This is a genomic window from Bradyrhizobium sp. USDA 4454 (assembly GCF_054822705.1).
The window spans coordinates 3282324-3303450 of sequence record NZ_JBTRCN010000001.1 but is presented as its reverse complement, the minus strand read 5'-3'; the positions used below and the strand labels follow the sequence as shown (position 1 = coordinate 3303450).

At 65.3% G+C, this 21127-nt stretch carries 22 protein-coding genes and 2 tRNA genes; 11 read left to right on the top strand and 13 right to left on the bottom strand.

What is annotated here, in order from left to right:
- Positions 1 to 54: 54 nt before the first annotated feature.
- Genes ACVIW0_RS15280 through ACVIW0_RS15270 form a run of 3 tightly spaced genes read right to left on the bottom strand, consistent with a single transcriptional unit; the run spans position 55 to position 734 of the window.
- Positions 55 to 282, bottom strand: a complete 228-nt coding sequence (locus ACVIW0_RS15280; RefSeq protein WP_456754129.1) for a hypothetical protein — start codon at positions 280 to 282, stop codon at positions 55 to 57.
- Entirely contained in the window at positions 245 to 445 is a 201-nt protein-coding gene (locus tag ACVIW0_RS15275) for a hypothetical protein (RefSeq protein WP_461353083.1), read from the bottom strand. The genes ACVIW0_RS15280 and ACVIW0_RS15275 overlap by 38 nt, the downstream gene beginning before the upstream one ends.
- Positions 438 to 734, bottom strand: a complete 297-nt coding sequence (locus tag ACVIW0_RS15270) for a hypothetical protein (RefSeq protein ID WP_461353082.1) — start codon at positions 732 to 734, stop codon at positions 438 to 440. Before ACVIW0_RS15270 ends, ACVIW0_RS15275 begins: the two co-directional genes overlap by 8 nt.
- Positions 735 to 1090: 356 nt before the next feature.
- On the opposite strand from ACVIW0_RS15270, the gene ACVIW0_RS15265 reads away from it, so the two are divergent.
- Both ACVIW0_RS15265 and ACVIW0_RS15260 read left to right on the top strand, forming a co-directional pair.
- Positions 1091 to 1468 carry an NUDIX hydrolase gene (locus ACVIW0_RS15265; RefSeq protein ID WP_461353081.1) on the top strand — a complete coding sequence of 126 codons (378 nt, stop codon included), beginning with the start codon at positions 1091 to 1093 and terminating at the stop codon, positions 1466 to 1468.
- 943 nt (positions 1469 to 2411) lie between these two features.
- The gene (locus ACVIW0_RS15260) at positions 2412 to 3725 is read left to right on the top strand and encodes a chloride channel protein (RefSeq protein ID WP_461353080.1); all 1314 of its coding nucleotides are present in this window, start codon (positions 2412 to 2414) and stop codon (positions 3723 to 3725) included.
- On the opposite strand, the gene ACVIW0_RS15255 is transcribed toward ACVIW0_RS15260, so the two are convergent.
- Positions 3713 to 4900 carry an adenylate/guanylate cyclase domain-containing protein gene (locus ACVIW0_RS15255; protein ID WP_461357340.1) on the bottom strand — a complete coding sequence of 396 codons (1188 nt, stop codon included), beginning with the start codon at positions 4898 to 4900 and terminating at the stop codon, positions 3713 to 3715. The two genes, ACVIW0_RS15260 and ACVIW0_RS15255, sit on opposite strands and share 13 nt — an antisense overlap.
- Positions 4901 to 5346: 446 nt before the next feature.
- On the opposite strand from ACVIW0_RS15255, the gene ACVIW0_RS15250 reads away from it, so the two are divergent.
- Positions 5347 to 8565: an autotransporter outer membrane beta-barrel domain-containing protein gene (locus ACVIW0_RS15250; protein ID WP_461353079.1), complete on the top strand. Its 3219-nt coding sequence runs from the start codon at positions 5347 to 5349 to the stop codon at positions 8563 to 8565.
- Positions 8566 to 8575: 10 nt separating this feature from the next.
- On the opposite strand, the gene ACVIW0_RS15245 is transcribed toward ACVIW0_RS15250, so the two are convergent.
- Positions 8576 to 9820 carry a metal-dependent hydrolase family protein gene (locus ACVIW0_RS15245; RefSeq protein WP_461353078.1) on the bottom strand — a complete coding sequence of 415 codons (1245 nt, stop codon included), beginning with the start codon at positions 9818 to 9820 and terminating at the stop codon, positions 8576 to 8578.
- Between the two features lie 32 nt (positions 9821 to 9852).
- A complete protein-coding gene (locus ACVIW0_RS15240; RefSeq protein WP_461353077.1) occupies positions 9853 to 11208 on the bottom strand; it encodes an MFS transporter in 1356 nt (451 codons plus the stop codon).
- Between the two features lie 117 nt (positions 11209 to 11325).
- On the opposite strand from ACVIW0_RS15240, the gene ACVIW0_RS15235 reads away from it, so the two are divergent.
- Positions 11326 to 12255, top strand: coding sequence for a LysR family transcriptional regulator (locus ACVIW0_RS15235; protein ID WP_461357339.1), 930 nt, complete (start codon positions 11326 to 11328; stop codon positions 12253 to 12255).
- A 172-nt stretch (positions 12256 to 12427) separates the two neighbouring features.
- Entirely contained in the window at positions 12428 to 13228 is an 801-nt protein-coding gene (locus ACVIW0_RS15230; protein WP_461353076.1) for a sterol desaturase family protein, read from the top strand.
- A gap of 27 nt (positions 13229 to 13255) precedes the next feature.
- Here ACVIW0_RS15230 and ACVIW0_RS15225 read toward each other — a convergent pair whose 3' ends face one another.
- Positions 13256 to 13561 carry a YciI family protein gene (locus ACVIW0_RS15225; protein WP_461353075.1) on the bottom strand — a complete coding sequence of 102 codons (306 nt, stop codon included), beginning with the start codon at positions 13559 to 13561 and terminating at the stop codon, positions 13256 to 13258.
- Positions 13562 to 13604: 43 nt separating this feature from the next.
- On the bottom strand, positions 13605 to 13937 hold the full coding sequence (locus ACVIW0_RS15220; RefSeq protein ID WP_461353074.1) for an antibiotic biosynthesis monooxygenase family protein: 333 nt from the start codon (positions 13935 to 13937) through the stop codon (positions 13605 to 13607).
- A gap of 183 nt (positions 13938 to 14120) precedes the next feature.
- Between ACVIW0_RS15220 and ACVIW0_RS15215 the strand changes: the two genes are divergently transcribed.
- Complete coding sequence (locus ACVIW0_RS15215; protein WP_461353073.1) at positions 14121 to 14948, top strand: helix-turn-helix transcriptional regulator; 828 nt, start codon at positions 14121 to 14123, stop codon at positions 14946 to 14948.
- 92 nt (positions 14949 to 15040) lie between these two features.
- On the top strand, positions 15041 to 15859 hold the full coding sequence (locus ACVIW0_RS15210) for an alanyl-tRNA editing protein (RefSeq protein ID WP_461353072.1): 819 nt from the start codon (positions 15041 to 15043) through the stop codon (positions 15857 to 15859).
- A gap of 52 nt (positions 15860 to 15911) precedes the next feature.
- On the opposite strand, the gene ACVIW0_RS15205 is transcribed toward ACVIW0_RS15210, so the two are convergent.
- Positions 15912 to 15997: transfer RNA gene (locus tag ACVIW0_RS15205), tRNA-Tyr, on the bottom strand.
- 196 nt (positions 15998 to 16193) lie between these two features.
- Here ACVIW0_RS15205 and rlmB point away from each other — a divergent pair.
- Positions 16194 to 17018: a 23S rRNA (guanosine(2251)-2'-O)-methyltransferase RlmB gene (gene rlmB, locus ACVIW0_RS15200; RefSeq protein WP_461353071.1), complete on the top strand. Its 825-nt coding sequence runs from the start codon at positions 16194 to 16196 to the stop codon at positions 17016 to 17018.
- 55 nt (positions 17019 to 17073) lie between these two features.
- Here the strand turns inward: rlmB and ACVIW0_RS15195 are convergent, their stop codons facing one another.
- From ACVIW0_RS15195 to ACVIW0_RS15180, 4 genes are all read right to left on the bottom strand, one after another.
- Positions 17074 to 17514, bottom strand: coding sequence for a hypothetical protein (locus ACVIW0_RS15195; RefSeq protein ID WP_461353070.1), 441 nt, complete (start codon positions 17512 to 17514; stop codon positions 17074 to 17076).
- A gap of 91 nt (positions 17515 to 17605) precedes the next feature.
- Positions 17606 to 18079 (bottom strand): hypothetical protein, encoded by a 474-nt coding sequence (locus tag ACVIW0_RS15190; RefSeq protein ID WP_461353069.1) that lies wholly within the window; start codon positions 18077 to 18079, stop codon positions 17606 to 17608.
- Between the two features lie 187 nt (positions 18080 to 18266).
- Positions 18267 to 18962, bottom strand: a complete 696-nt coding sequence (locus ACVIW0_RS15185) for a HoxN/HupN/NixA family nickel/cobalt transporter (protein ID WP_461353068.1) — start codon at positions 18960 to 18962, stop codon at positions 18267 to 18269.
- Positions 18963 to 19032: 70 nt separating this feature from the next.
- On the bottom strand, positions 19033 to 19749 hold the full coding sequence (locus tag ACVIW0_RS15180; RefSeq protein WP_461353067.1) for a dienelactone hydrolase family protein: 717 nt from the start codon (positions 19747 to 19749) through the stop codon (positions 19033 to 19035).
- A gap of 207 nt (positions 19750 to 19956) precedes the next feature.
- Between ACVIW0_RS15180 and ACVIW0_RS15175 the strand changes: the two genes are divergently transcribed.
- From ACVIW0_RS15175 to ACVIW0_RS15165, 3 genes are all read left to right on the top strand, one after another.
- A complete protein-coding gene (locus tag ACVIW0_RS15175) occupies positions 19957 to 20379 on the top strand; it encodes a hypothetical protein (protein WP_461353066.1) in 423 nt (140 codons plus the stop codon).
- Positions 20380 to 20543: 164 nt separating this feature from the next.
- Positions 20544 to 20618, top strand: a tRNA-Thr gene (locus tag ACVIW0_RS15170).
- Positions 20619 to 20735: 117 nt separating this feature from the next.
- Positions 20736 to 21050: a DUF5658 family protein gene (locus ACVIW0_RS15165; RefSeq protein WP_461353065.1), complete on the top strand. Its 315-nt coding sequence runs from the start codon at positions 20736 to 20738 to the stop codon at positions 21048 to 21050.
- The last annotated feature ends 77 nt before the right edge of the window (positions 21051 to 21127 follow it).

The following is a 21127-nucleotide window of genomic DNA, read 5'->3' as shown; positions in this document are numbered from 1 at the left end:
AGCCGCGGGCGGTTATCGAGATGTCCGACCGCGCTGCCCGCTTGCAAGACGCCGCTAAGGCACGTCGCCTCGCCTGATCGGACCAACGGTCTGCGGGCGGTTGAGGAAGAACTCGCGGTTGCCGAGCGCGGCCTCGGCATACTGGTCGATCGCCACGATGATCGCCTGCACGTGGTGAAAGCACCAGCCTTCCCGCGTCGCCATGTGCCGGACCTCGGCCAGCGCCTTGATCCAGGGCGCGTGATCATCGCTGTCGTGGAAATACCGAAGCGGCTCTCTCATCTTTCCTCCGGCAGATCACGTCATCGAGCTCGGCGCGCTTGCGCGACAGCAATAGCTGCGCGGATGCGCTGTCGCGCCCGGCCCGCCTGAGCTGAATCACCGATGAGTCGAGCGCGCGCAACTCGGCGCGCAGCTGTTGCATCCTGGCCGCGTCGTCACGCACGCGCTTCGCCGGCGACCAGCTCTCGCTTCGCCGCCCGAAGGAAGATCGGTGCCGCGGCGCGCCGGCGCGCGGCAACGCCTGCATGCACGACGATCGGCTCGCGGTCGCCCAGCCTGCCCCGCTCCTCGACCAGACGGCTCATCACCAGGCGCATCTTCAGCAGGTCGCCGGCGACAAAGGCGCAGTCCTCGTCCCGATCGATCTGCTGGCGCATGATGGCTTCGGCCTCGAGCATGCTGACGCGCAGCGCCCTGATCTGCCTGCGAATTTCGCTGATGCGGTTGTCCATGGCGGGCTCCTATTCACGGTGGAGTTCAATTAGAACAAAACAAGAACATCAAGTCAAGCGTTGGCGTCGCCGGACCATCGTCATCCAAACGCGAGCACGCCGGTTCCTGCCGCAGGAACCGGCGTGCTCACCAATTCAGCGATACGATTCGGACATCACGCCGGATCATGGCGAGCGGCCACCGCGAGCATCACTTCGGAGCTGAGCGGGTGTCGCGACAGAGTGGCGGCCTCATTCGTTTGCAACCGAGACAAACAGCCGACACATGGTTGTGGAACGATATATGTCAGTGAACTTGTCTAGTCTGGTAGACAAGTTAGAATGGAGTCGATTCTGTTTCTATCATTGCGAAGTCCATGGCCAAGTCCTCCAAGTTGGTTGCCGCGAAGCGCGGCAAGGTTCTTCTGGTTCGACGCCGATCTGACGGGCTATGGATGTTCCCCGGCGGCCGCAGGCGCGCGCGCGAGACCGGCAAGGACTGTCTGAAGCGCGAGATCAAGGAAGAGCTGCCGAAGCTCAAACTCGGCCGGCTCAGCCTCTGGAAGGAAGTGACGGCCAAGAACAAGCGCTCCGGCCGCAGGATGAGCGATGCGATCTTCATCGCCAAGAACGCCAAGGGACGGCTCGCGATCGGCGACAAGAAGGAGATCGACCGCGCCGCCTGGCAGAAGCCGCGCGGCATCCGCCTGACGGCAACCTCGCGCTACATCCGTGATCGGCTGTTTCCACGATAGCAGCACCGGCCGCGATAGCGGCAACTCGCGGCGGAACAGATCATGATGCTTAACATGACGTTCGGAGAAGTGCGGCACATCAGGCGACCTGATGTGCCGCTGCGCGGATTTCAACGCGCGGCAACATGCGATATAGCGCGACCACGATCGTCGGGCACGTCTCGCAGACCACTGTTCCACCAACGGAACACCGTACTGATCCGGATTTCTGCAGAGACAGGACGGCCGTAATACAAACTTGGCCGGCGTTGCCATTCTTTGCAGAGCATTTTTTCACGGCTGAGTTTTTACAGATCCATTGCTACCGGCAGAAAAGGGCCGCCCAGGCGACGGCCCTTTTCGATTCAACGCCCGTGCTATTCTGGCGGCATCAATGCCGGCGACAACGCCCCATTCCCTCATCGAGGATACTCGCCCTACTCAACAATAAGGCCGCCGACCGGCGGCCTTACCGTTGAGTGGCCCCAGCACCGTTGGGGGCCTGGGAGGCGGGGTGCTGGGGCCTTCTACCGACCCGGGTGGCGCGGTCGGGCCAGCTGGGACGTCCATCAAATCAAAAGGGCAACAGCAACCATTGCGATCGGCCAAAGTCCCAATACGACGATGCCCGCTCGGAAAATAATTTCGGACATGACATGCGCCCTTCAATAGGACGCGTAGGCTATGCCTCCGCGGGAACCACGGAAAGTGCAGTTTGTGCCACTTTTCCCTGTCCTGCAGTCCTGCGGCTTCATGTCTCAACGCGGGATCACGCCGTCAAGACACGCGCCGGGCGGAATCGCTCAGATAACAAAACTCACGCGCCAGCTTGCTGAAGGTCGCCGAACAGCGCGACCGCTCGGCACGACTTGCTGATTTCTTGAGCTTCGCACACCACCGACGCGTGCTAGGAATGACGTGATCGGTCCGGACCGGACGACGTCGTCAGCCAGAACACATTGGAATGACCTTCCCCTCCGACCGCCACAGGCGGCTATTCAAAATTGTCTCCGCGCGCTGGCAACGCCGCGCCATCTTCCTGCTGGGCGGCATTGCGGTCGGTGCGGCGGCGGTCGCGCTCGCGCAGCTCGCCGATCTCGCGCAGATCGCCTTCTCCGCGCTGGTGTCGCATCTCCGTTATGCCGCGCTGGTGCTGACGCCCGCCGGCTTCGCCCTCTCGGTCTTCCTGACCAACCGCTTCTTTCAGAACGCGCAAGGCAGCGGCATCCCACAGGCCATCGCCGCCCGCAACCTGACCGACCAGACCGCGCGCGAGAGCCTGGTCTCGCTGCGCGTCGCCGTCGGCAAGATCCTGCTGACCCTGCTCGGCCTGCTCTGCGGCGCCTCGGTCGGGCGCGAGGGACCGACGGTGCAGATCGGCGCGTCGATCATGTTCGCGCTCGGCCGCTTCTCGCCGCGGCGTCAACCCGGCCTGATCCTGGCCGGCGCCGCCGCCGGTGTCGCGGCAGCCTTCAACACCCCGCTCGCCGGCATCGTGTTCGGCATCGAGGAAATGAGCCGCGCCTTCGAGACGCGAACCTCCAGCCTGATCATCGGCGCGGTGATCGCGGCTGGTCTGACCTCGCTCGCGCTGATGGGCAACTATACCTATTTCGGCACCAGCGCGACCACGTTGCGCAACGGCGTCGACTGGCTCGCGGTGCCGCTCTGCGGCGTGGCCGGAGGTCTGGCAGGCGGCCTATTCAGTCGCATCCTGATCGCAATGGCACACGGATTCGCCAATCCGGTCGGGCGCGCGATCAAGCGCTATCCGGTCGGCTTTGCCGCGGTCTGTGGATTGGCGGCCGCGATTTGCGGGATCGCCTCGGACGGCGCGATCTACGGCACCGGATATCAGCAGGTCAAAGCCGCGCTCGAGGCCGGCTCGCAACTGCCGGCGAGCTTCAGCGTGTGGAAATTCCTCGCGACCCTTTTTGCCTCGATCAGCGGCATGCCGGGCGGCATCTTCGCGCCCTCGCTCGCGGTCGGCGCCGGGCTCGGCTCCGACATCGCGCCGCTGTTTCACGGCGCGCCGCTGGCCGCCATCATGCTGCTCGGCATGGTGTCCTATTTCGCCGGCGTGGTGCAGGCCCCGATCACGGCCTTCGTGATCGTCACCGAGATGACCGACAATCATGCGATGGTGGTGCCGCTGATGGCCGCGGCCCTGATCGCCCATGCGAGTTCAAAGCTGATCTGCAAGGAAGGCGTCTATCACGCCCTCGCCAAGGGGTTCGTCGAGCGGGCTGCGCCGCCGACAAGCCCTCACCCCCGATAGGCAAACAGCTCGATCGGCTCGCTGAAGCCGCGCACCGCATGTTCGCCGACATGTTCGAGCGCGACATCGCGCGCGACGAGGTCGGCGAAGGCGCGCGACAGCAGCACGTTCCTACCGAGCTGCTTGGTGAGGGCTTCGAGCCGCGACGCCATGTTCACCGCAGGGCCGATCACGGTGAAGTCGAGCCGGCTGCGCGATCCGATATTGCCGTACATGACGTCGCCGACATGGACGCCGATGCCGTAATTCATCGGCGCCCGGCCCATCATGCTGTTCTTCTCGCTCAGCTCCGCCATCGCCACCCGGGCCTCGGACACCGCGCGCAGCAGGTTGGCGCAGGCATTGGGGTCGCTGAGCGGGAAAATCGCCAGCAGCCCGTCGCCGATGAATTTCAGGATCTCGCCGCCATGCCGCGCAATCGGCTCCGACATCGCGTCGAAATAGTCGTTCAAGAGATCGATCACGTCGTCGCGCGGCCAGCTGTCCGAGATCCGGGTGAAATCCCTGAGGTCGCAGATCATGATCGCGGCGCGCACCGTGGTGCCGCTGCCGCGCCTGGTTGCGCCGGCCAGGATCAGCTCGCCGGCATGGGTGCCGACATAGGTCTCGAGCAGCGTCCGCGCCAGGCGGTTCTTCATCCGGATCTCGCTGACCAGCGCCAGCACCGGCAGCACCTTCTGCAGGCTGGCGATGTGGGCGTCATCGAAGCCGCCGGGACGATCGGTCGCAAAGGTCACGACGTGGCGCTTGCCGAGCGTATGCAGCAGCGGCCACGCCACATAGTCGGTCAGACCCTGCGCGCGCATCTCGTCATAGAGCGCGTGGATGCGGCCGGGCCGTTCGAGCCGCTCGCGCACTTCGGCGGCGCCCTGATGGATGTCGTAGACCGGGCTGCCGACATATTCCGAACGGGTCTGCACCTCGTAGTCGACCCGGGTGATCTCCGCCTCGCGCTTGCCGTCAGTCCAGATGATCCGGGCGCCAAGCCATTGCGGATGCTGGATCAGCAGATTCATCGTCGCCCGCTTGAGCGGGATACCGGTTTGCTGCAGCCGGATGCACAGCTCGGCGAAGATGTTGTCGATGAAGCGCTGGTCGCGGGTCTCGTTGGTCAGCCAGGCCACAACGTCGCCGTCGGACTGCGGCGTGACGGGCTCGATGTTGGGCGCATTCATGGCTGGCTCCGGAGCGGCGACTTGGTTTTGCAGGCGATATGTCGTGGTTCCACCTGGCAACGTCAACGCCACCAGCGGTAACGTGATCGGGCGGGTCGAGCGCTGCGTGGCCAGGGTCATGCGACCTCCCCGGCGGCTTCACTCCCGCTTAACACATGATCTCGTCCGGCCTAACTCAACTGGTTAGCGATCGATTAATTGCAGCGCGCGGACGTTGTATTGTGAGCACACTGCCCTTTGTTTCAGCGGGAAAACGATAAGCTTCATTTGTCAGATCACAGTGAGTCACATAGCGTAACACATCCGCTGCCGGCGAAGGTTTGCCGGAATGCAACCGGCCGGGCAGCGGCAAGAACAAGGGGCCGAGCGCCATGCGCGAATGCATCGGGGCTGCGACGTTCGTACGACACGTTGGTGACAAGTCACTCAATCCATGCCGGACTGCATTGCCGTCCCGCTCGCGCGCCCAGTTCCGTCTCCTGCTGCTGCTGAGCGTATCGGTCGCCGCGCTCTCGGCGCTGCTGCCTAACTCGGCAGCGGCGCAGACCTGGACCGGCGCCACCAGCAATGACTGGACGGTCGGTGCGAACTGGAGTACGGGCACGCCCCCCGCCGGCGGGGCCGTTACCATCGGTACGCCGGGCAATGTCATCCTCGGCGTCAGCCCAGGTGCAACCGGCTCAACGGCAGGCCTGCGGCTCGGTTCGGCAGGAACCACCAGCCTTACTGTTCAGAACGGCAGTACGCTGACAAGCGCAGGCGCCTCCGTTCAGATCGGCACCACTGGCGGTGCTATCACCACCATGACCGTGACTGGAGTCGGGTCGCAGTGGAACGTCAACAGCACGTTCAGCGTCGGCAGTGGGGGTACAGCCACGCTTAACATCAGCGACGGCGCGATCGTCAACAGTACAAGCAGGATCCAGGTCGGTGCCCCCGCCGCCCTTGGCACAGCCACGGTCAACATCAACAACGCCACGCTGATGGTCAGCAACATTGCCTTCTTCGGCAGTGCCAGCAATGTGGTGAACTACGACAACGCCACCCTCCGCGCCCGTGCCAACACCTCCCCCTTCCTGAATGGAACCGCGAACCAGAACAATATCAAGGCGGGCGGGCTGACATTCGATACCAACGGCTTCACTGTCGTCATCGCAAGCAACAATACCGCCGGCTTCAGCGGCGTCGGCGGCTTGACCAAGACCGGCGCCGGGACCCTAACCCTCGCAGGCGGCAACACCTACACCGGCGAGACGGTGATCCAGCAGGGCACGCTCGCGGTGAGCGGCATCGCCGGCGCCAGCGATGCCCTGATCCATTCGAGTCGCGCGCTCGCCAACGCGACGCTGGATATTTCAGGCATCGCCAACACCGCCTCGCACATCCAGAGCCTTGGCGGCAGCAGCGCCGGCAGCGTCGTGCTGGGCAGCAAGGACCTGATCATCACCAATGCGAACGACACGTTCGCAGGCACGATCAGCGGCACCGGCGGGCTCCAGCTCACCGGCGGCACACAGGCGCTATCAGGCGTGCAAACCTATAGCGGCGCGACCACGATTACGGGCGGCACGCTGGCGCTGACAGGGACCGGCGATATTTCCGCGTCCAGCCAGGTGATTGCGAGCGCCACCTTCAGCATCGCCGGGCTCACCAGTGCGGGCACCAGCATTCAGCGGCTGTCGGGCACCGGCAGCGTCGATCTCGGCACCAAGACGCTGACCTTGACGGCCGCGAACGACACGTTCGCCGGCGTGATCGGCGGCAGCGGCGGACTGACGCTCGCCGGCGGCACCGAGACGCTGTCCGGCGCCAACACCTACAGCGGCGTCACCACGATCTCCGCCGGCACGCTGGCGCTGACCGGCACCGGGTCGATCAGCAATTCCAGCCACGTGGTGGCGAACTCGACGTTTGATATCTCCGGCCTCACCAGCGCCGGCACCAGCATCCAGAGCCTTGCCGGCAGCGGCAATGTCGCGCTCGGCGGCAAGACGCTGACCATCACCAACGCCAGCGACACGTTCTCAGGCAAGATCGGCGGCATCGGCGGACTCGCGCTCAGCGGCGGCACCGAGACGCTGTCCGGCATCAACACCTATAACGGCGCGACCACAGTCACCGGTGGCACGCTGCGCGCGGGCGCGGCCAATGCCTTCAGCGCCGCGTCGGCCGCCGTCGCAGGTGCCGGCGGCACCTTCGACCTCAACGGCTTCAACCAGACCATGGGCGCGCTGAGCAATGCCGGCACCGTGCGGTTTGGTGCCGCCCCCGGCACCACGCTGACGGTCGCCGGCAACTATGCCGGCAATGGCGGCGCGCTGCTGTTCAACACCGTGCTCGGCGGCGACGGCTCGGCGACCGATCGCCTCATCGCGGGCAGCACCTCCGGCACCTCGACCGTGCGGATCAACAATGCCGGCGGCGGCGGCGCGCAGACCACAGACGGCATCAAGCTGATCGACGTCACCGGCGCCTCCAATGGCACCTTCACGCTGGCGGGCAATTATTTGCTGCAAGGGCAGCAGGCGGTCGTCGCCGGCGCGTATGCTTACACATTGCAGAAGAACGGCATCTCGACGCCATCAGACGGCGACTGGTATCTGCGCTCCAGCCTGATCAATCCGCCGGTCGATCCGACCGGACCGACCACGCCCGCGGGTCCGCTGTATCAACCCGGCGTGCCGCTCTACGAGAACTACGCCCAGGTGCTGCTCGGCATGAACGCGCTGCCCTCGTTGCAGGAGCGCGTTGGCAACCGCTATTGGGGCGGCAACGGCAACCCGAGCGAGGCAATGGCGCGGATGGGCGTGACGCCGGCGGCGACGGCGGACAGTTCATGGACGCAATCGGCGTTCTGGGGCCGCGTCGAGGGCGGACAGACCAGCCTGAGGCCGTCGAACACCACGGGCTCGACCTTGAACAGCGATGACTTCAAGGCGCAGGCCGGGCTCGACGGCCTCGCGCTCGAGAACAATTACGGCCGCCTGATCGTCGGGCTGACGCTGCAATACGGCCTGACCACGGCCTACGTGAATTCGTTGTTCGGCAACGGCCGTATCCGCGCCGAGGGCACCGGCGTCGGCGCCACCGCCACCTGGTACGGCGACAACGGCGTCTACATCGACGGCCAGATGCAGACCATGTTCTACCGCGGCGACCTCACCTCCGATCTCGTCGGCAGCATGAACCATGGCAATGAAGGCCTCGGCTATGCGTTCAGCGTCGAAGGCGGCAAGCGCATCACGATCGGCAACGGCTTCACGCTGACCCCGCAGGCCCAGCTCGCCTATTCGAAGGTCGACTTCGACGGGTTCGCCGATCGCTTCGGCGCACAGGTCTCGCTTACCAATGCCGATAGCCTGCTCGGCCGCGTCGGCCTCTCGCTCAATCACCAGAAGGGCTGGGGCGACGGCGCCCGCTCCGACCTCTACGCAATCGGCAATCTGCATTACGAATTCCTCGACGGCAGCAACGTCGCGGTCGCCGGCACCAGCTTCGCCAGCGCCAACGACCGGCTCTGGGGCTCGATCGGCGGCGGCGGCAGCTATAGCTGGGCCAATGGCCGTTACACCGTGTTCGGCGAAGCGACCTACCGCGCCAGCCTGCAGGATGCCGGCGACAGCCACAGCTACAAGGGCACCGCGGGCTTGCGCGTGGTGTGGTGACGGCAAAGGATCAGGCGCCCAGCCTGTCCACCTCGGCGTTGCCGGCCTTCATGACCAGCGGAATGTGCTCGCCCTGGCCGAGCAGGCACGACACGTCGCGCAGCGGATTGCCCTCCACCACCAGAAGATCGGCGAACGCGCCCGGCGCGACCCGGCCGAGCTTGCCTTCCATGCCCAGCACCTCGGCGCCGATCATGGTCGCGCTGGCGATCACCGCCTGCGGACCGAGCAGTTCGGCGCGGATCCGGAACTCGTCGCTCTGCAGCCGCTGCGACGGCCCGAGCAGATCGCTGCCGTAGCCCATCTTGACGCCGGCCTCGCGATAGATCGCGAGCGAGCGCAGGCCGGCATCGCGCACGTCGGCGATCTTGGCGACGCTCGCCGCCGGCAGGCCGTACTTCGCGCCCTCATTGGCCAATGCTTCGTAGGTGACGAGGGTCGGGATCACATAGGCGCCCTGCTCGGCCATCAGCTGCGCGGTCGGCAGGTCGACCAAATTGCCGTGCTCGATGGTGCGCACGCCGCAGCGGATCGCGCGCTCGATCGCCTCCGCGGTGTAGGCATGGGCCAGCACATAGGTGTGCCGCGCTTTCGCCTCCGCAACGATGGCGCGGATCTCGTCCTCCGAATAACCATAGGCACCGATCGGATCGGTCGGCGACGCGACGCCGCCGGAAGCCATGATCTTGATCTGGTCGGCGCCCATCTGCAGCTCCTCGCGCACCGCCTTGCGCACCGCATCGACGCCGTCGACGACGCGCGCGATGGCGCCGACCCGCACGCAGCAGGAGCAGGTCGGATCGGCCAGATAGTCCGAGCGGGCGCGCCCGTCGCCGTGCCCGCCGGTCTGGCTCAGCGCACGGCCGGAGACGAACAGCCGCGGCCCATCGGTCAGCCCGGTATCGATCGCCTGCTTCAGCGCATAGCCGGCGCCGCCGGCATCGCGGACGGTGGTGAAGCCGCGCTTCAGCATGCCGCGCAACAGCATGGTCGAGCGCAGCGTTACCAGCACGTTGGCCATCCGCGCCTGCTGCGACAGATCGAGCTCGACCGCGACCGCGTGCACATGCAGGTCGATCAGGCCGGGCATCAGGGTCTTGCCCCTGAGGTCGATGACGCGATCGGCCGGCGCATCGATCGGACGGTCGGAGACCTCCTTGATCAGACGATCCTCGACCAGCACGTGGTGGCCCTCGAGCAGATCGGAGCGCAGCGGATCGAGCAGCGCGGCATTCCTGAAGAGGATACTTGTCATAGAGGCCTCCTGTCAGCGCGCCGCCCGTGTGATCAGACGGTTTCGCTTGCGATGTCTTCCAGCGATCGGTTGCGGGTCGGCACGCCCATCAGCACGACGGTCAGCGCGCCGATCAACAGCACGCTCGTGGTGACGCCGAACACGCCGGCAAAGCCGAAATTCGGATAGAGATAGCCGACTAGGATGGGTGCTGCGATCGCGCCGATGCGGCCGATCGCGGATGCGAGCCCGGCCCCGGTGGTCCGGATCGATGTCGGAAACACTTCGGCCGTGTAGGCATAGACGCCGGCATAGGTGCCGTTCATGAAGAACGACAGCAGCAGCCCGGCCGTCATGATCTCCCCATCGCTCTTGGCAAAGGCGAGCCCGAGCGCGCTGACGCCGCCGAGCAGCATATAGCTCGCGATCGTCGCCTGCCGCCCGATCCGCTCATTGAAGAAGGCGGCGGTGAAATAACCCGGCACCTGCGCGCAATACATCGCCAGCGAATAGCCAAAACTCTTGGTGATGCTCATGCCGTTCTGCACCAGCAGGCCGGGAATCCAGACGAAGAAAGAGTAGTAGCTGAAGGTGATCGACAACCACATGACCCAGGTCATGGTGGTGATGCGGGCCTGGCGGCCGGCCAACAGCGCGGCGAAATTGCTCAAGAGCGTTCCCGACGAGACGGCAGGTGCAGCCAGCTCGGCGACCGGCGGCGCCAGCACGCGGCCCTCGCGCACGAAGCCGGCCTCGATCCTGTCCAGCACCGCTTCGGCTTGCTTGGCCCTGCCCCGGCTTTCCAGCCAGCGCGGCGATTCCGGCAGCGATCTCCGCCACCACAGCAGCATCACGACCGGCACCGCCGTGATGACGAGCACGATGCGCCAGCCGTTCTCATAGGCCGGCACGATGAAATAGCCGAGCAGAGCGGCGGCGACGAAGCCGAACGAGAAGAAGCCCGCCAGCGCGCCGGTGAAGGCGCCTCGGTAACGCCGCGCCACGAACTCCGCAAGATATGGCGCGATGATCGCGCTCTCCGCCCCGGTGCCCATGCCGGCGACGACGCGCGCGGCAAAGAACGCCGGCCAGCTGTCCACCGCCGCGCTGACCAGCGAGGCCGCGCTGTAGAGCGCCAGCGCCGACATCATCACCGCGCGGCGGCCGATCAAATCGCCCAGCGTCCCCGCCAGCAGCGCGCCGAACAGGTAGCCGACGAAGGTGCTGCTGCCGAGCACGCCGGTCTCGATATTGGTCAGCCCCCATGCGGTGCGCAGGACCGGCAGGATGAACGCCAGCACCGCGGCATCCATCGCGTCGAACAGATAGCCGAGGCCACCCATCAGCAGCAGGTGCACATGGAAACGCGCGAACGGCAGGCGCTCGATGCGCGCCGAGATCATCGACATGAAAAGCCCCCTCCGCCCCGCGGTCGGCACGCGCCACGGGATCGGCGAGCGGAATGATAGACAAATCGATATTATGGGAATAATTTATAATTGTTATCTGGTACATCACCCCTGTGAATATCGCCCGTGTCCTTCCGCACCCTCGACCTCAACCTGCTGAAAGTCTTCGAGGCGCTGATGACCGAGGGCAGCGTGACGCGCGCCGCGAGCGCGCTGACGATGACCCAACCCGCGGTCAGCAACGCGCTGGCGAGGCTGCGCGACGCGCTCGGCGATCCGCTGTTCGTGCGCACGGCCAGCGGCATCCGCCCCACGCAGCGCGCGGTGGCGCTGTGGCAGCCGATCGGCGATGCGCTGGAGCACGTGCGCCACGCGCTCGACGAGGACGCCTTCGATCCACGGCGCACCGAGGCCGAATTCAGCCTGTCGATGTCGGACTACGTGTCGGCGCTGGTGATGCCGCGGCTGCTCAACCGGTTCGGTGAATTGGCGCCATCCGCGCGCATCCACACCCTGCCCAACACCATTCTCGAGATCGGCGACCGGCTCGAGGACAACCGGGTCGATTGCGTGCTGAGCGTCTATGTCAACGAGGCGCAGCAGCCTCCGGCCGCGATCCGCTCACGCTCGCTGTGGACCGTGGAGTATGCCTGCATGATGCGGCGGGACCATCCGCTCGCGAACAGGAAGCGGCTCAATGCCCGCAGCTTCCTCAACGCCAAGCATGTCGATGTCAGCCTCGCCGGCAAGACGCTGCCGACCTACGACCAATTCCTCGCCTCGCGCGGGCTGTCGCGCAACCTGGTCACGACAGTCAATCACTACAACGCCGCCTACGAGATCGTCCGCCAGTCCGACCTGATCGCCGTGCTGCCGCGCGACCTCAGCGCGCAGTCCCGCCACGCGCCGCATCTGCACGCGGTGCCGGTGCCGCTGCCGGCGCCGCCGCGCATCGTCAGCCTGTTCTGGCACCAGCGCAACGACACCGTTCCCGCACAGCGCTGGCTGCGCGAGACGCTGGTGGAGCTGTTCGCACGGATGGAGTGAGGCGGGATTGCCGCGCCCGAGTTGGTCAGGCTCTCGGACCTCCCGCATACCCGTAACGATACGGGGATGTCGATTAACGTTCTTGCGACGCGGCTTTTCGTTGGACCCGCTTTCCGATTGACCCTATCGGGGGCCCAGGTGGTAGGCTGGGTCATTTCAGGCGGCTATTTGAATGCGCGAGTTGTTAGAACAATATCAGCTTCTGTTGCTGGCACTTTTGATCTTCTTGCCGCTCGAGCGGCTGTTCAGTGCAAGGCCTCAGAAGATTTTCAGGCGCGGCCTGCTGACCGATATGGGCTTCCTGTTTCTCAACGGGTGGCTGGTGCTGATCGGCGTGATCGTCGTCGTCGCGGTGGCCGTGCTGGTGAATCAATTGATCATGCCTTCGGCGGTGAAGCAGGCGATCGCCAACCTTCCCTATCTGGTTCAAGTGCTGCTTGCGCTCCTGATCGGCGATCTCGGCGTCTACTGGACGCACCGCATCCTGCATGCCGTGCCCGCGATGTGGCAGATTCATTCCGTGCATCATGCCGTCGAGGAACTGGACTGGCTCGCTGCGGTTCACCAGCACCCGCTCGATGTGATCTTCATGAAGGCCGGTTCGCTGTTTCCGCTGTTCGCACTCGGCTTCTCCGCCGAAGCGATCGGGAGTTACGTTCTCATCTATTCCTGGCAGGCGTGGCTCGCGCACGCCAATGTGCGCTTGAGCTACGGACCGCTGCGCCACGTCCTGGTGTCGCCGGAATTCCATCATTGGCACCACAGCAGTGAGCAGGAAGCCAGAGACAAGAACTTCGCCGGGATGTTCTCGTTCTATGATGTGCTGTTCGGAAGCGTCCACCTTCCGAACGGGCGGAAGGCGAAGACGTTCGGCATCGATCATCCGATGCCTTCAGGTTATCTGGCTCTGCTGGCCTACCCGTTCATGGCATGGGCCGGAAAGCGAAAGCGCGACGATCCGGCGGGCACCTAGGTATCAGAACGGTTCACACGCGCCAATTCACGGCGTGATCCTGCCGTCGAGCACGGCAAGCCGGAACGGCCGTACCTCGACGGTGTGCCAGACCTTCTCCGTGACATAGGGTTCGCGGGCCAGCCAGGCGTCGAGATCCGCACGGCTTGGAAACTCGGCAAGAATGACCGATCCGATCATGTCGCCGGTGTCGTCGAGGATGGCACCGGCTGCGCGCAGCTCGCCGCATTCGACCATCGGCTTGATGCCCGCAAGGTGCGCCGGGCGCACCGCGAGGCGACGGGTCTTGGCATCCTTGTCGGTCCCGTCATGGGCCAGCACGAGAAATTGCACGATGAAACTCCTTTCAAAGCCGCTCGGGCTTTGCCCGGCGCGGTCATTCACCGGTTGTCCAGCCAGGATCGCCGGCGCGATGGACGAGCTCATAATGCCGCGCAAAAGAATCGTAGTCGGACAGCAGCGCCTCGGCCCGGGGCTCGATCCTGGCGACATCGATGCTGCTGCCGGCGAACTGCTTGATGTCGTCAGCTGACGCCCAATAGGTCACGGCCAGAAACTCGACCTTGTCGCCGACGGTCCGGTTCAGCAGCTCGGCGCCGTGATATCCCCGCATCTGCCGAAGCTGTGGGAACACCGTCTCGGCAACGTGCTTGAGGTAGTCCGGCGCCTCCTGCGCACCGGCGCGGCCACACCACAATCGTGCGATCATTGCTAGGTCACTCCTTCGAATTGCGCCCTGATCTCCGGCCTCATCCGACCAGAACTAGGGCGCCGCCACTCCGCGCGTATTGGTAAAAATTGTCGGCCGCGAAAACAAGTTAGTTGACTCCGGCAAGTATTTGCCGGACCGTCGAAACAGAGCCCGAGTCCGGGCTCGACGCGAGCACCGGCCATGGCCCGCCACGATCCCCACAATACCGCGCGCTACTGGAACGACCTGGCGATGCCCGGCCTGTCGCTGATGTGCGCCGACTTCACGACGCAGGAATTCGCGCCTCACGTTCACGACGGCTTCGTGGTCGCGGCAACCGAGGCTGGCGGCGCCGAGATCAAGAGCCGCGGCGTGGTCGGCCGCGCCCAGACCTCCAAATTGCTGGTCTTCAATCCCGGCGAACCTCATTCGGGCTGGATGGGCCGCAGCAGCGAATGGCGCTATCGCGCATTCTATGTGCCGAAGCGCGCGATCGATGATCTCACCCGCGGGCTCGGTACCGACCGGCCCGGCTATTTCTGCCGCAACGAGTTCGGCGACGCCGACCTGATCGGCCGCTTGCTGCGATTGCATGGCGAACTCGAACGCGGCACCGATCGCCTCCGCACGCGCGAACTGTTCCTGGAGGGATTCGCGACGCTGTTCGAGCGCCACGCCGACGGCAATCCGCCACCGCCTGCGGCGCCGAAGGATCAGAGCCTGCTCGCATCCGTCGATGCGATCATGCAGGATCGCTACGGCGAGCACCTGACGCTTGACGATCTGGCGGACCAGGTCGGGCTCACGCCGTTTCAGCTGATCGGCCTGTTCAAGCGGACGGTATCATTGACGCCGCACGCCTATCTGACCCAGATCCGCCTGGCGCGCGCCTGCGATCACCTCGCGAGGGGCGATGCCATCGCCCATACCGCGATCGTGTGCGGCTTCTACGACCAGGCGGCGTTCACCCATCATTTCAAGCGCTGTTACGGCATCACGCCCCGGCAATACGCCCGCGCCGCGGCCTGATATGGCGAGCCCGCAATTTTTGCCAATACAACGGCGCGGCTGCGTCCGAGATAGGTGCGATCACATACAAACAGGCTCAAGGTGCGCATCGCATGTCGCGGCTCTTCTACCATGAACATCCGGACACGCTGACGCTCGAGACCCGCGTCATCAGGGCCGAGCCGGGCCGGGTCATGCTGGCAGAGTTGCCGTTTTTCGCCGGCGGCGGCGGCCAATTGCCGGACAAGGGCTTCATCCGTTGGAACGGTGGAGAGGCCGCCGTCACCGGCTTCGAACCCTATGCTGGAGGAGCCTGGATCCTGCTGGCCGATCCGGTTGAGCTCTCGGGCAACGTTGAGGCCGTGGTCGATCCCGAGTTCCGTCAGATGATGCGCGAGCTTCACACCGGCACGCACCTGCTCAACGCCTTCGTCTACCAGCAGTTCAACGGTGCATTGGTCACCGGGGTGCAGATGAATCCCGACGGCACGGCCCGCATGGATTTCGACCTGCCGGACGCCGACAATGAACGCCTGCGCGCGCTCGACGGCCCGATCAACGATGCGATCCGCCAGGACCTGGCGGTTGGCGACAGCTACTTGCCGATCGACGATGCCATCGATCAGCACGGGCTGATCAGAACCCGCAGCGTCGCGCCGCCGCCGACGCTGGACGGCAGGATCCGCATCGTCGAGATCGCCGGCCTCGATCGGCAGGCCTGCGGCGGCACCCATTTGTCTTCCACCGGCGAGTCGCGCCTCGTCCGCGTGCTGAAGATCGACAACAAGGGCCGCCACAACCGTCGCGTCAAGATCGGGCTGGTCGGCTTGGCGCCGGCACCTGATTGCGGCCTGCGTTCCTGCGCGGCGCAGGCGGGTGACATCACCGGCCAGAACATCCGGATCGACGGCGGCACTCCCCGCGCGTTCTGATCAGAGAGTCTTGCTGGCTTGCCTAGCCGTAGCTCGCGAAGCGAGCGAAGGCTGGTGGGGGAGGCAGGACTCGAACCTGCGAAGCCATGAGGCGGCTGATTTACAGTCAGCTCCCTTTGCCACTCGGGACACTCCCCCGTCCAACAGCATCAGACCGGCCGCGCGAGTGGCGGCGGACCGGGTCATCGAAATGACGCTGATAACCGCGTCGGCCCCGAAGCGGGTGCGCGGTCGGGCGCGTTTATGGGCGAAGGCGGTCCCCAAAGTCAACCAAGCCAGGCGCCTATTTGCCGGTTAAATTGCCAATAATCGGGAGCCGTGACACAAGCCTCACATGAGCGAGCGCGACCGCAAACCCAATTTCCGAGGCAAGGGCGGTAAACCCTTCCAAAAAGGGCCGAAATTCGGCCGCCCACCTGGCCGCCGAGAGCGCGAATCCGGTTCCGACGGACCGGTGATTCTGTATGGCTGGCACACGGTGGCGGCGGCCCTTGCCAACCCGGACCGCCAGATCCGCAAGCTTTACCTCACCGAGAATGCTGCCAAGCGCCTCGCCGACGAGAACATCGCCACCCGCGTGACCCCGGAGCTGGTCCGGCCGAGCGATATCGACCGCCGCCTCACTCCCGACGCCGTGCATCAGGGCCTGCTGGCCGAGGCCGATCCGCTGCCCTCGCCCGGCATCGACACGCTGGCGCTGGAGGGCATCGTGCTGGTTCTCGACCAGATCACCGACCCGCACAATGTCGGCGCCATCCTGCGCTCGGCCGCGGCCTTCGCGGTCAAGGCGATCGTCACCACCGCCCGCCACAGCCCGGAGGCGACCGGCGTGCTGGCGAAGTCTGCTTCCGGCGCGCTCGAGCTGGTGCCTGTTGTCACCGTGCAGAATCTGGCGCGCACGCTGAATGAATTGAACGAGCGCGGCTTCCAGACCGTCGGCCTCGACAGCGAAGGCACCGAGGATCTCGGCAAGGTTCCGCTGCAAGCTCCGCTGGCGCTGGTGCTCGGCGCCGAAGGCAAGGGCCTGCGGCAATTGACGCGCGACACCTGCCGCATCGTCGCCCGCCTCGACATGCCCGGCGAGATCAAGAGCCTGAACGTGTCGAACGCCTGCGTGCTCGCGCTCTATATCGGCGCCAGTCGGCTCGGACTGATGTGAACGCGCCCGCTCGCGTGATGCGAACGGGCGCCGATATCGTCGATGGATCGCCGGATCAGTAGTAGCGGCGCAGCACCGGATGGCCGTAGCGATGCGGCGCGTAGCCGTAGCGATAGCCATAGTGCGGGCGGTAGCCGTAGTGATGGCGGTAGCCGTAGTGACGGTAGCCATAGTGGCGATAGCCGTAATACGGGCGGCCGTAACCCTCGCGGTAGTACGGACGCGGGGCCCAATTGCCCGGGCCGGTGTAGGTCGGGCCCTGGTTCACGTAATAGTACTGCTGCGGTGCGCTGGGATAGGCAGCATCCGGGTCGGGCAGACGCTCCACCGCGCCGTAACCGTAACCGTAGCCGTAACCGCTATAGCCGCCGCAACCGCCGCAGCCATAGCTCACGACGGGCGCGGAATAGCCGCACGGGTTGAAGCCGCACGCCATCGCGGGCGCGGTCACCATGACGGCCACGGCCGCAATCAGTCCTTTGATCATTTGACGCATTACTCTCTCCTGTAAATCTTGCCTGCAGGTCTTGTTGTCGTTGCGTAGCTCTTGGTGGCTATGAAGGGCCCTCTGCTCGAGGGCTCCTGATTTAGGGGCCTCTCGGTCGCGGTGGCCGCATCGGCGGACGCGGCAGCGGCCGCGGCCCATTGAACTCGGGCGCGTAGATCACGGGCGGCGGATCGACCGGCACGTTGGACTGCGCCGGCAGCGGTGCGGATTGTGCCCCCCACGATTGATGATAGCTCTCGGCCGGCTTGGGTAGCTTGCGGTTGGCCGGCGGCTCGATCTCGAGGCGACCGTAACCCGGCATGCGGCCGAGGCTCGGATAATAGTGGCCGACATTCGGTTCGGGATCGATCGGGCGGCCGCCATAGACCGTCGGCACCATCGAGTCGTTGCGGGCGAGCCCCATCGCGCTTTCGACCACCGCATAGGAGGCGTCGACGCCATTGATGATGATGGGCACGCCAGGCCGGTTGGGCACGACAATGTCGAAGCCACCGCCGGCCAGCGCCGTCGAGGTCATCGCAGCCAATATCGCCAGCGCAAGGCGTGCGCGCATGTTCACCCAGCCGTCCGGAATTGTTCCAGGCGCAGCCTAATCCAACGGCTTGGCGGAAGGGTTAAGGACGCGGGCCAAACTGGCGGTAAGCCTAACGCGTAAGCATCGGCATCCGGTCAATGCAGCCGGGCGGGATCAGAAATCGTTAACGGCCGCGTTTGCGCGGACATTATGCTCGAGCAAGGTATCAGGTGAAGGCGTTCTCGATGATCGAGTGGATGCCGATCGCGATCGTGACCGCGCCGACCGCAACCTGGAGGCCGCGATTGGCCCAGGTCAACCAGCGCGCCGAGGCCGCCAGCGGCACCGCAATCACGCTGGACAGCACGCCCATACCGATCATCGAGCCGATACCGAACAGCGCGACATAGCCGAGCCCGATCGCAGGATTGGGCGCCTGCGACACCGTCAGCACCAGCAAGGCCGCCGAGCCCGCCATGCCATGCATCAGGCCGACCAGCAGCGTGCGCCAGCGGAAGCTGTGCACATGGCTGTGCGCAGCGCGGACGTGCGGCAGGGTTTCGCCGGCATGGCTGTGAGCGTGGAAATGCGTGGCGCCGTCGCCATGCGAATGGGTGTGGAAGTGCACGCGGTCGCGCCACAGCCGCCACCAGACATGGGCGCCGAGGCCGACCAGCATGATACCGACGGCGGTCTCAATCGGCGCCGAGACCGTCTCCGGGATCGCGCGCCCGAGCAGGATCGCCGCACCGGCAAAGATGAACAGCGTGAGCGTGTGCCCGAGGCCCCAGGTCAGGCCGTGCTTGACGATGTCGCCGACCTGGGTGCGACGCGCCGCGATGCTCGAAACGGCTGCGATGTGATCCGGCTCCAGCGCATGCTGCATGCCGAGCAGAAAACCAAGACTCAAGATTGCGAACATCAACCCTCCGCCCCGGCGCGTGACGACAGATCAAACACCAGATCGCTGATCTTGTCAGGCCAGCGCATCCTCAGACAAGCACCTCGTCAAACAAACCTCGCATCGCCGCCCAGGAGCGGCGGTCGGCCCGCGCGTCGTAAAGCGCCGACTTCATGATCGAGCCGTCGGCGGTCGGATTGGTGAAGCCATGCAGCGTGTTGCCGTAGCTGATCACCTGCCAGTCGGCAACCTTGCCGGCGCGCATCTCGTCCTCGAACGCCGTAACCTGATCGGGCGGCGCCAGCGGATCGTCGGCGCCGGTCAACACCAGCACGCTCGCCTTCACCGCACCTTCCGCCGCAGGCTGCGTGGTCGACAGCACGCCGTGGAAGCTGGCGACGGCCTTCAGCTCAGCGCCGTCGCGCGCCAGCTCGAGCGCAACCGTGCCGCCGAAGCAGAAGCCGATCGCCGCGCATCGCGTGGCATCGACCTCCGGCAGCGCGGCGAGTGTCGCAAGCGCGGCGCGCGCCCGGGCGCGGAGTTTCGCCGAATCGGTGCGCAGCTCGCCGATCAGCGCCATCGCCTGCGGCAGATCGGCAGCCTGCCGCCGATCGCCGAACATGTCGGCCGCGAACGCGACGTAGCCGTGCTCGGCAAGCCTGCGCGCCCGCTCCATCGCGAAATCGCCGAGCCCGAGTCCCTCGTGGAACACCAGCACGCCTGGCCGTCTTGCACCGCGGTCCTTGACTGCGAGATAGCCGCGCAGATTGGCGTCGCCGCCGGTGTAGTCGATGTCAGCTGTGTGCATGCAATTCTCGTCAAAGGCAGCATGATCCGGAAAAGTGGGCCGGTTTTCCGATACGGATCATGATCAAACAAAAATCGACGGTGATCCGGAACGCATCATGCGCGCGCGACCGGAACTTCACACTGGTTTGAACGCAGGGCAAGGCTGCGCCGGAACAGGCGTGGCACAGCGAGATTAGCTCACCTCTACGACGAGAGGAGACCTTGCATGACACAACTCAAAATACTTGGTGCGGCGGCCCTGCTCGCGACAGCCATGGGCGGCCCCGCGATGGCGCAACAGACCATCGGCACCGCCGTGCGCTGCTCCAATGCCACGCCGGACGCCCGATGCCAGACGATGGCGCCGGGCACCACCGCGACCGCCTATCATCACCGCGCCGACCGGCGCGATCGCGACTGGCAGGGCAGCTACAATCGTTATGATCCCGGCCCGGCCGGCGTCGCCGCCGGCGTGGTCGGCGGCGTGGTCGGCACGGCGGCTGCGATCGCCACCGCCCCGTTCGGCGGCCCCGACTATTATCGCCCCGCCCCGATGGGCGGCGAGGAATATGCGCGGCAGAACGGCCTTGTCTGCACCCCCGGCACCTGGTTCCGCGGGAGCGACGGCCTCCGGCACCCCTGCCAGTAGCTCAGGCGAAACGTTCAGCGACGCAAAAGGCGGCCTTCAGGCCGCCTTTTTGCTTGCCCGGCCAGGCCAGGCGAAACGCCCTGGCCGCGCCCAGCGGGGTCCCGCCTTGGTTCTGGCTCTGCCGCACCAAGTCTGCTATGCGAGCGCGCAAATCACGCCATTTCGCCGGCTTAGCTCAGCGGTAGAGCAGCAGTTTTGTAAACTGAAGGTCGGGGGTTCAATCCCCTCAGCCGGCACCAGCTTTCAACGCTGCCCGCCATCGCGTTCGATCCCCAAGGTTTGAGGCTTGCACTCACCGAAAAGGTTCCGCAAGATTGCGGAACCGGGAGCGACAAACAGATTCGGGCGAACACCTGATGACCGAACAGCAGCTGCGGGCAGGGACGTCTTCGCTGAAGGCAATGCTGTTGGTCTGCGCCCTGCTGATGGGCTACTCGGATCTCATCACCACCAATGCGATATTGCAGCGCGGAATGGGTGAGCTCAATCCGTTCATGCGGTTCACCCAGGAATGGATGGGCGAATGGTGGCTGATCGCCAAGCTGGGCTTGACCTATCTCGTGATGTGGATGCTGTGGCGCGGCAAGAGCGAACGCCAGATGGCCTATGTGGTCGCCTTCATCGCGGCGCCGGTCTACAACAACCTGATCATCCTCGCGGGCGCCCATTGAGCTGATCCCTGCGCTGACCAGCGCCGCATTGTTGTCACATCCCATTGATGTTTCGAAACAATGTTCGGCGGGCGTGG

Coding starts and splice junctions, on each gene's coding strand:
- ACVIW0_RS15245 (WP_461353078.1), bottom strand. CDS start 9,820: ATGACAAGTATCCTCTTCAGGAATGCCGCGCTGCTCGATCCGCTGCGC.
- ACVIW0_RS15280 (WP_456754129.1), bottom strand. CDS start 282: ATGAGAGAGCCGCTTCGGTATTTCCACGACAGCGATGATCACGCGCCC.
- rlmB (WP_461353071.1), top strand. CDS start 16,194: ATGAGCGAGCGCGACCGCAAACCCAATTTCCGAGGCAAGGGCGGTAAA.
- ACVIW0_RS15190 (WP_461353069.1), bottom strand. CDS start 18,079: ATGCGCGCACGCCTTGCGCTGGCGATATTGGCTGCGATGACCTCGACG.
- ACVIW0_RS15195 (WP_461353070.1), bottom strand. CDS start 17,514: ATGCGTCAAATGATCAAAGGACTGATTGCGGCCGTGGCCGTCATGGTG.
- ACVIW0_RS15210 (WP_461353072.1), top strand. CDS start 15,041: ATGTCGCGGCTCTTCTACCATGAACATCCGGACACGCTGACGCTCGAG.
- ACVIW0_RS15215 (WP_461353073.1), top strand. CDS start 14,121: ATGGCCCGCCACGATCCCCACAATACCGCGCGCTACTGGAACGACCTG.
- ACVIW0_RS15265 (WP_461353081.1), top strand. CDS start 1,091: ATGGCCAAGTCCTCCAAGTTGGTTGCCGCGAAGCGCGGCAAGGTTCTT.
- ACVIW0_RS15260 (WP_461353080.1), top strand. CDS start 2,412: ATGACCTTCCCCTCCGACCGCCACAGGCGGCTATTCAAAATTGTCTCC.
- ACVIW0_RS15180 (WP_461353067.1), bottom strand. CDS start 19,749: ATGCACACAGCTGACATCGACTACACCGGCGGCGACGCCAATCTGCGC.
- ACVIW0_RS15165 (WP_461353065.1), top strand. CDS start 20,736: ATGACCGAACAGCAGCTGCGGGCAGGGACGTCTTCGCTGAAGGCAATG.
- ACVIW0_RS15255 (WP_461357340.1), bottom strand. CDS start 4,900: ATGAATGCGCCCAACATCGAGCCCGTCACGCCGCAGTCCGACGGCGAC.
- ACVIW0_RS15220 (WP_461353074.1), bottom strand. CDS start 13,937: ATGATCGCACGATTGTGGTGTGGCCGCGCCGGTGCGCAGGAGGCGCCG.
- ACVIW0_RS15230 (WP_461353076.1), top strand. CDS start 12,428: ATGCGCGAGTTGTTAGAACAATATCAGCTTCTGTTGCTGGCACTTTTG.
- ACVIW0_RS15175 (WP_461353066.1), top strand. CDS start 19,957: ATGACACAACTCAAAATACTTGGTGCGGCGGCCCTGCTCGCGACAGCC.
- ACVIW0_RS15240 (WP_461353077.1), bottom strand. CDS start 11,208: ATGTCGATGATCTCGGCGCGCATCGAGCGCCTGCCGTTCGCGCGTTTC.
- ACVIW0_RS15185 (WP_461353068.1), bottom strand. CDS start 18,962: ATGTTCGCAATCTTGAGTCTTGGTTTTCTGCTCGGCATGCAGCATGCG.
- ACVIW0_RS15270 (WP_461353082.1), bottom strand. CDS start 734: ATGGACAACCGCATCAGCGAAATTCGCAGGCAGATCAGGGCGCTGCGC.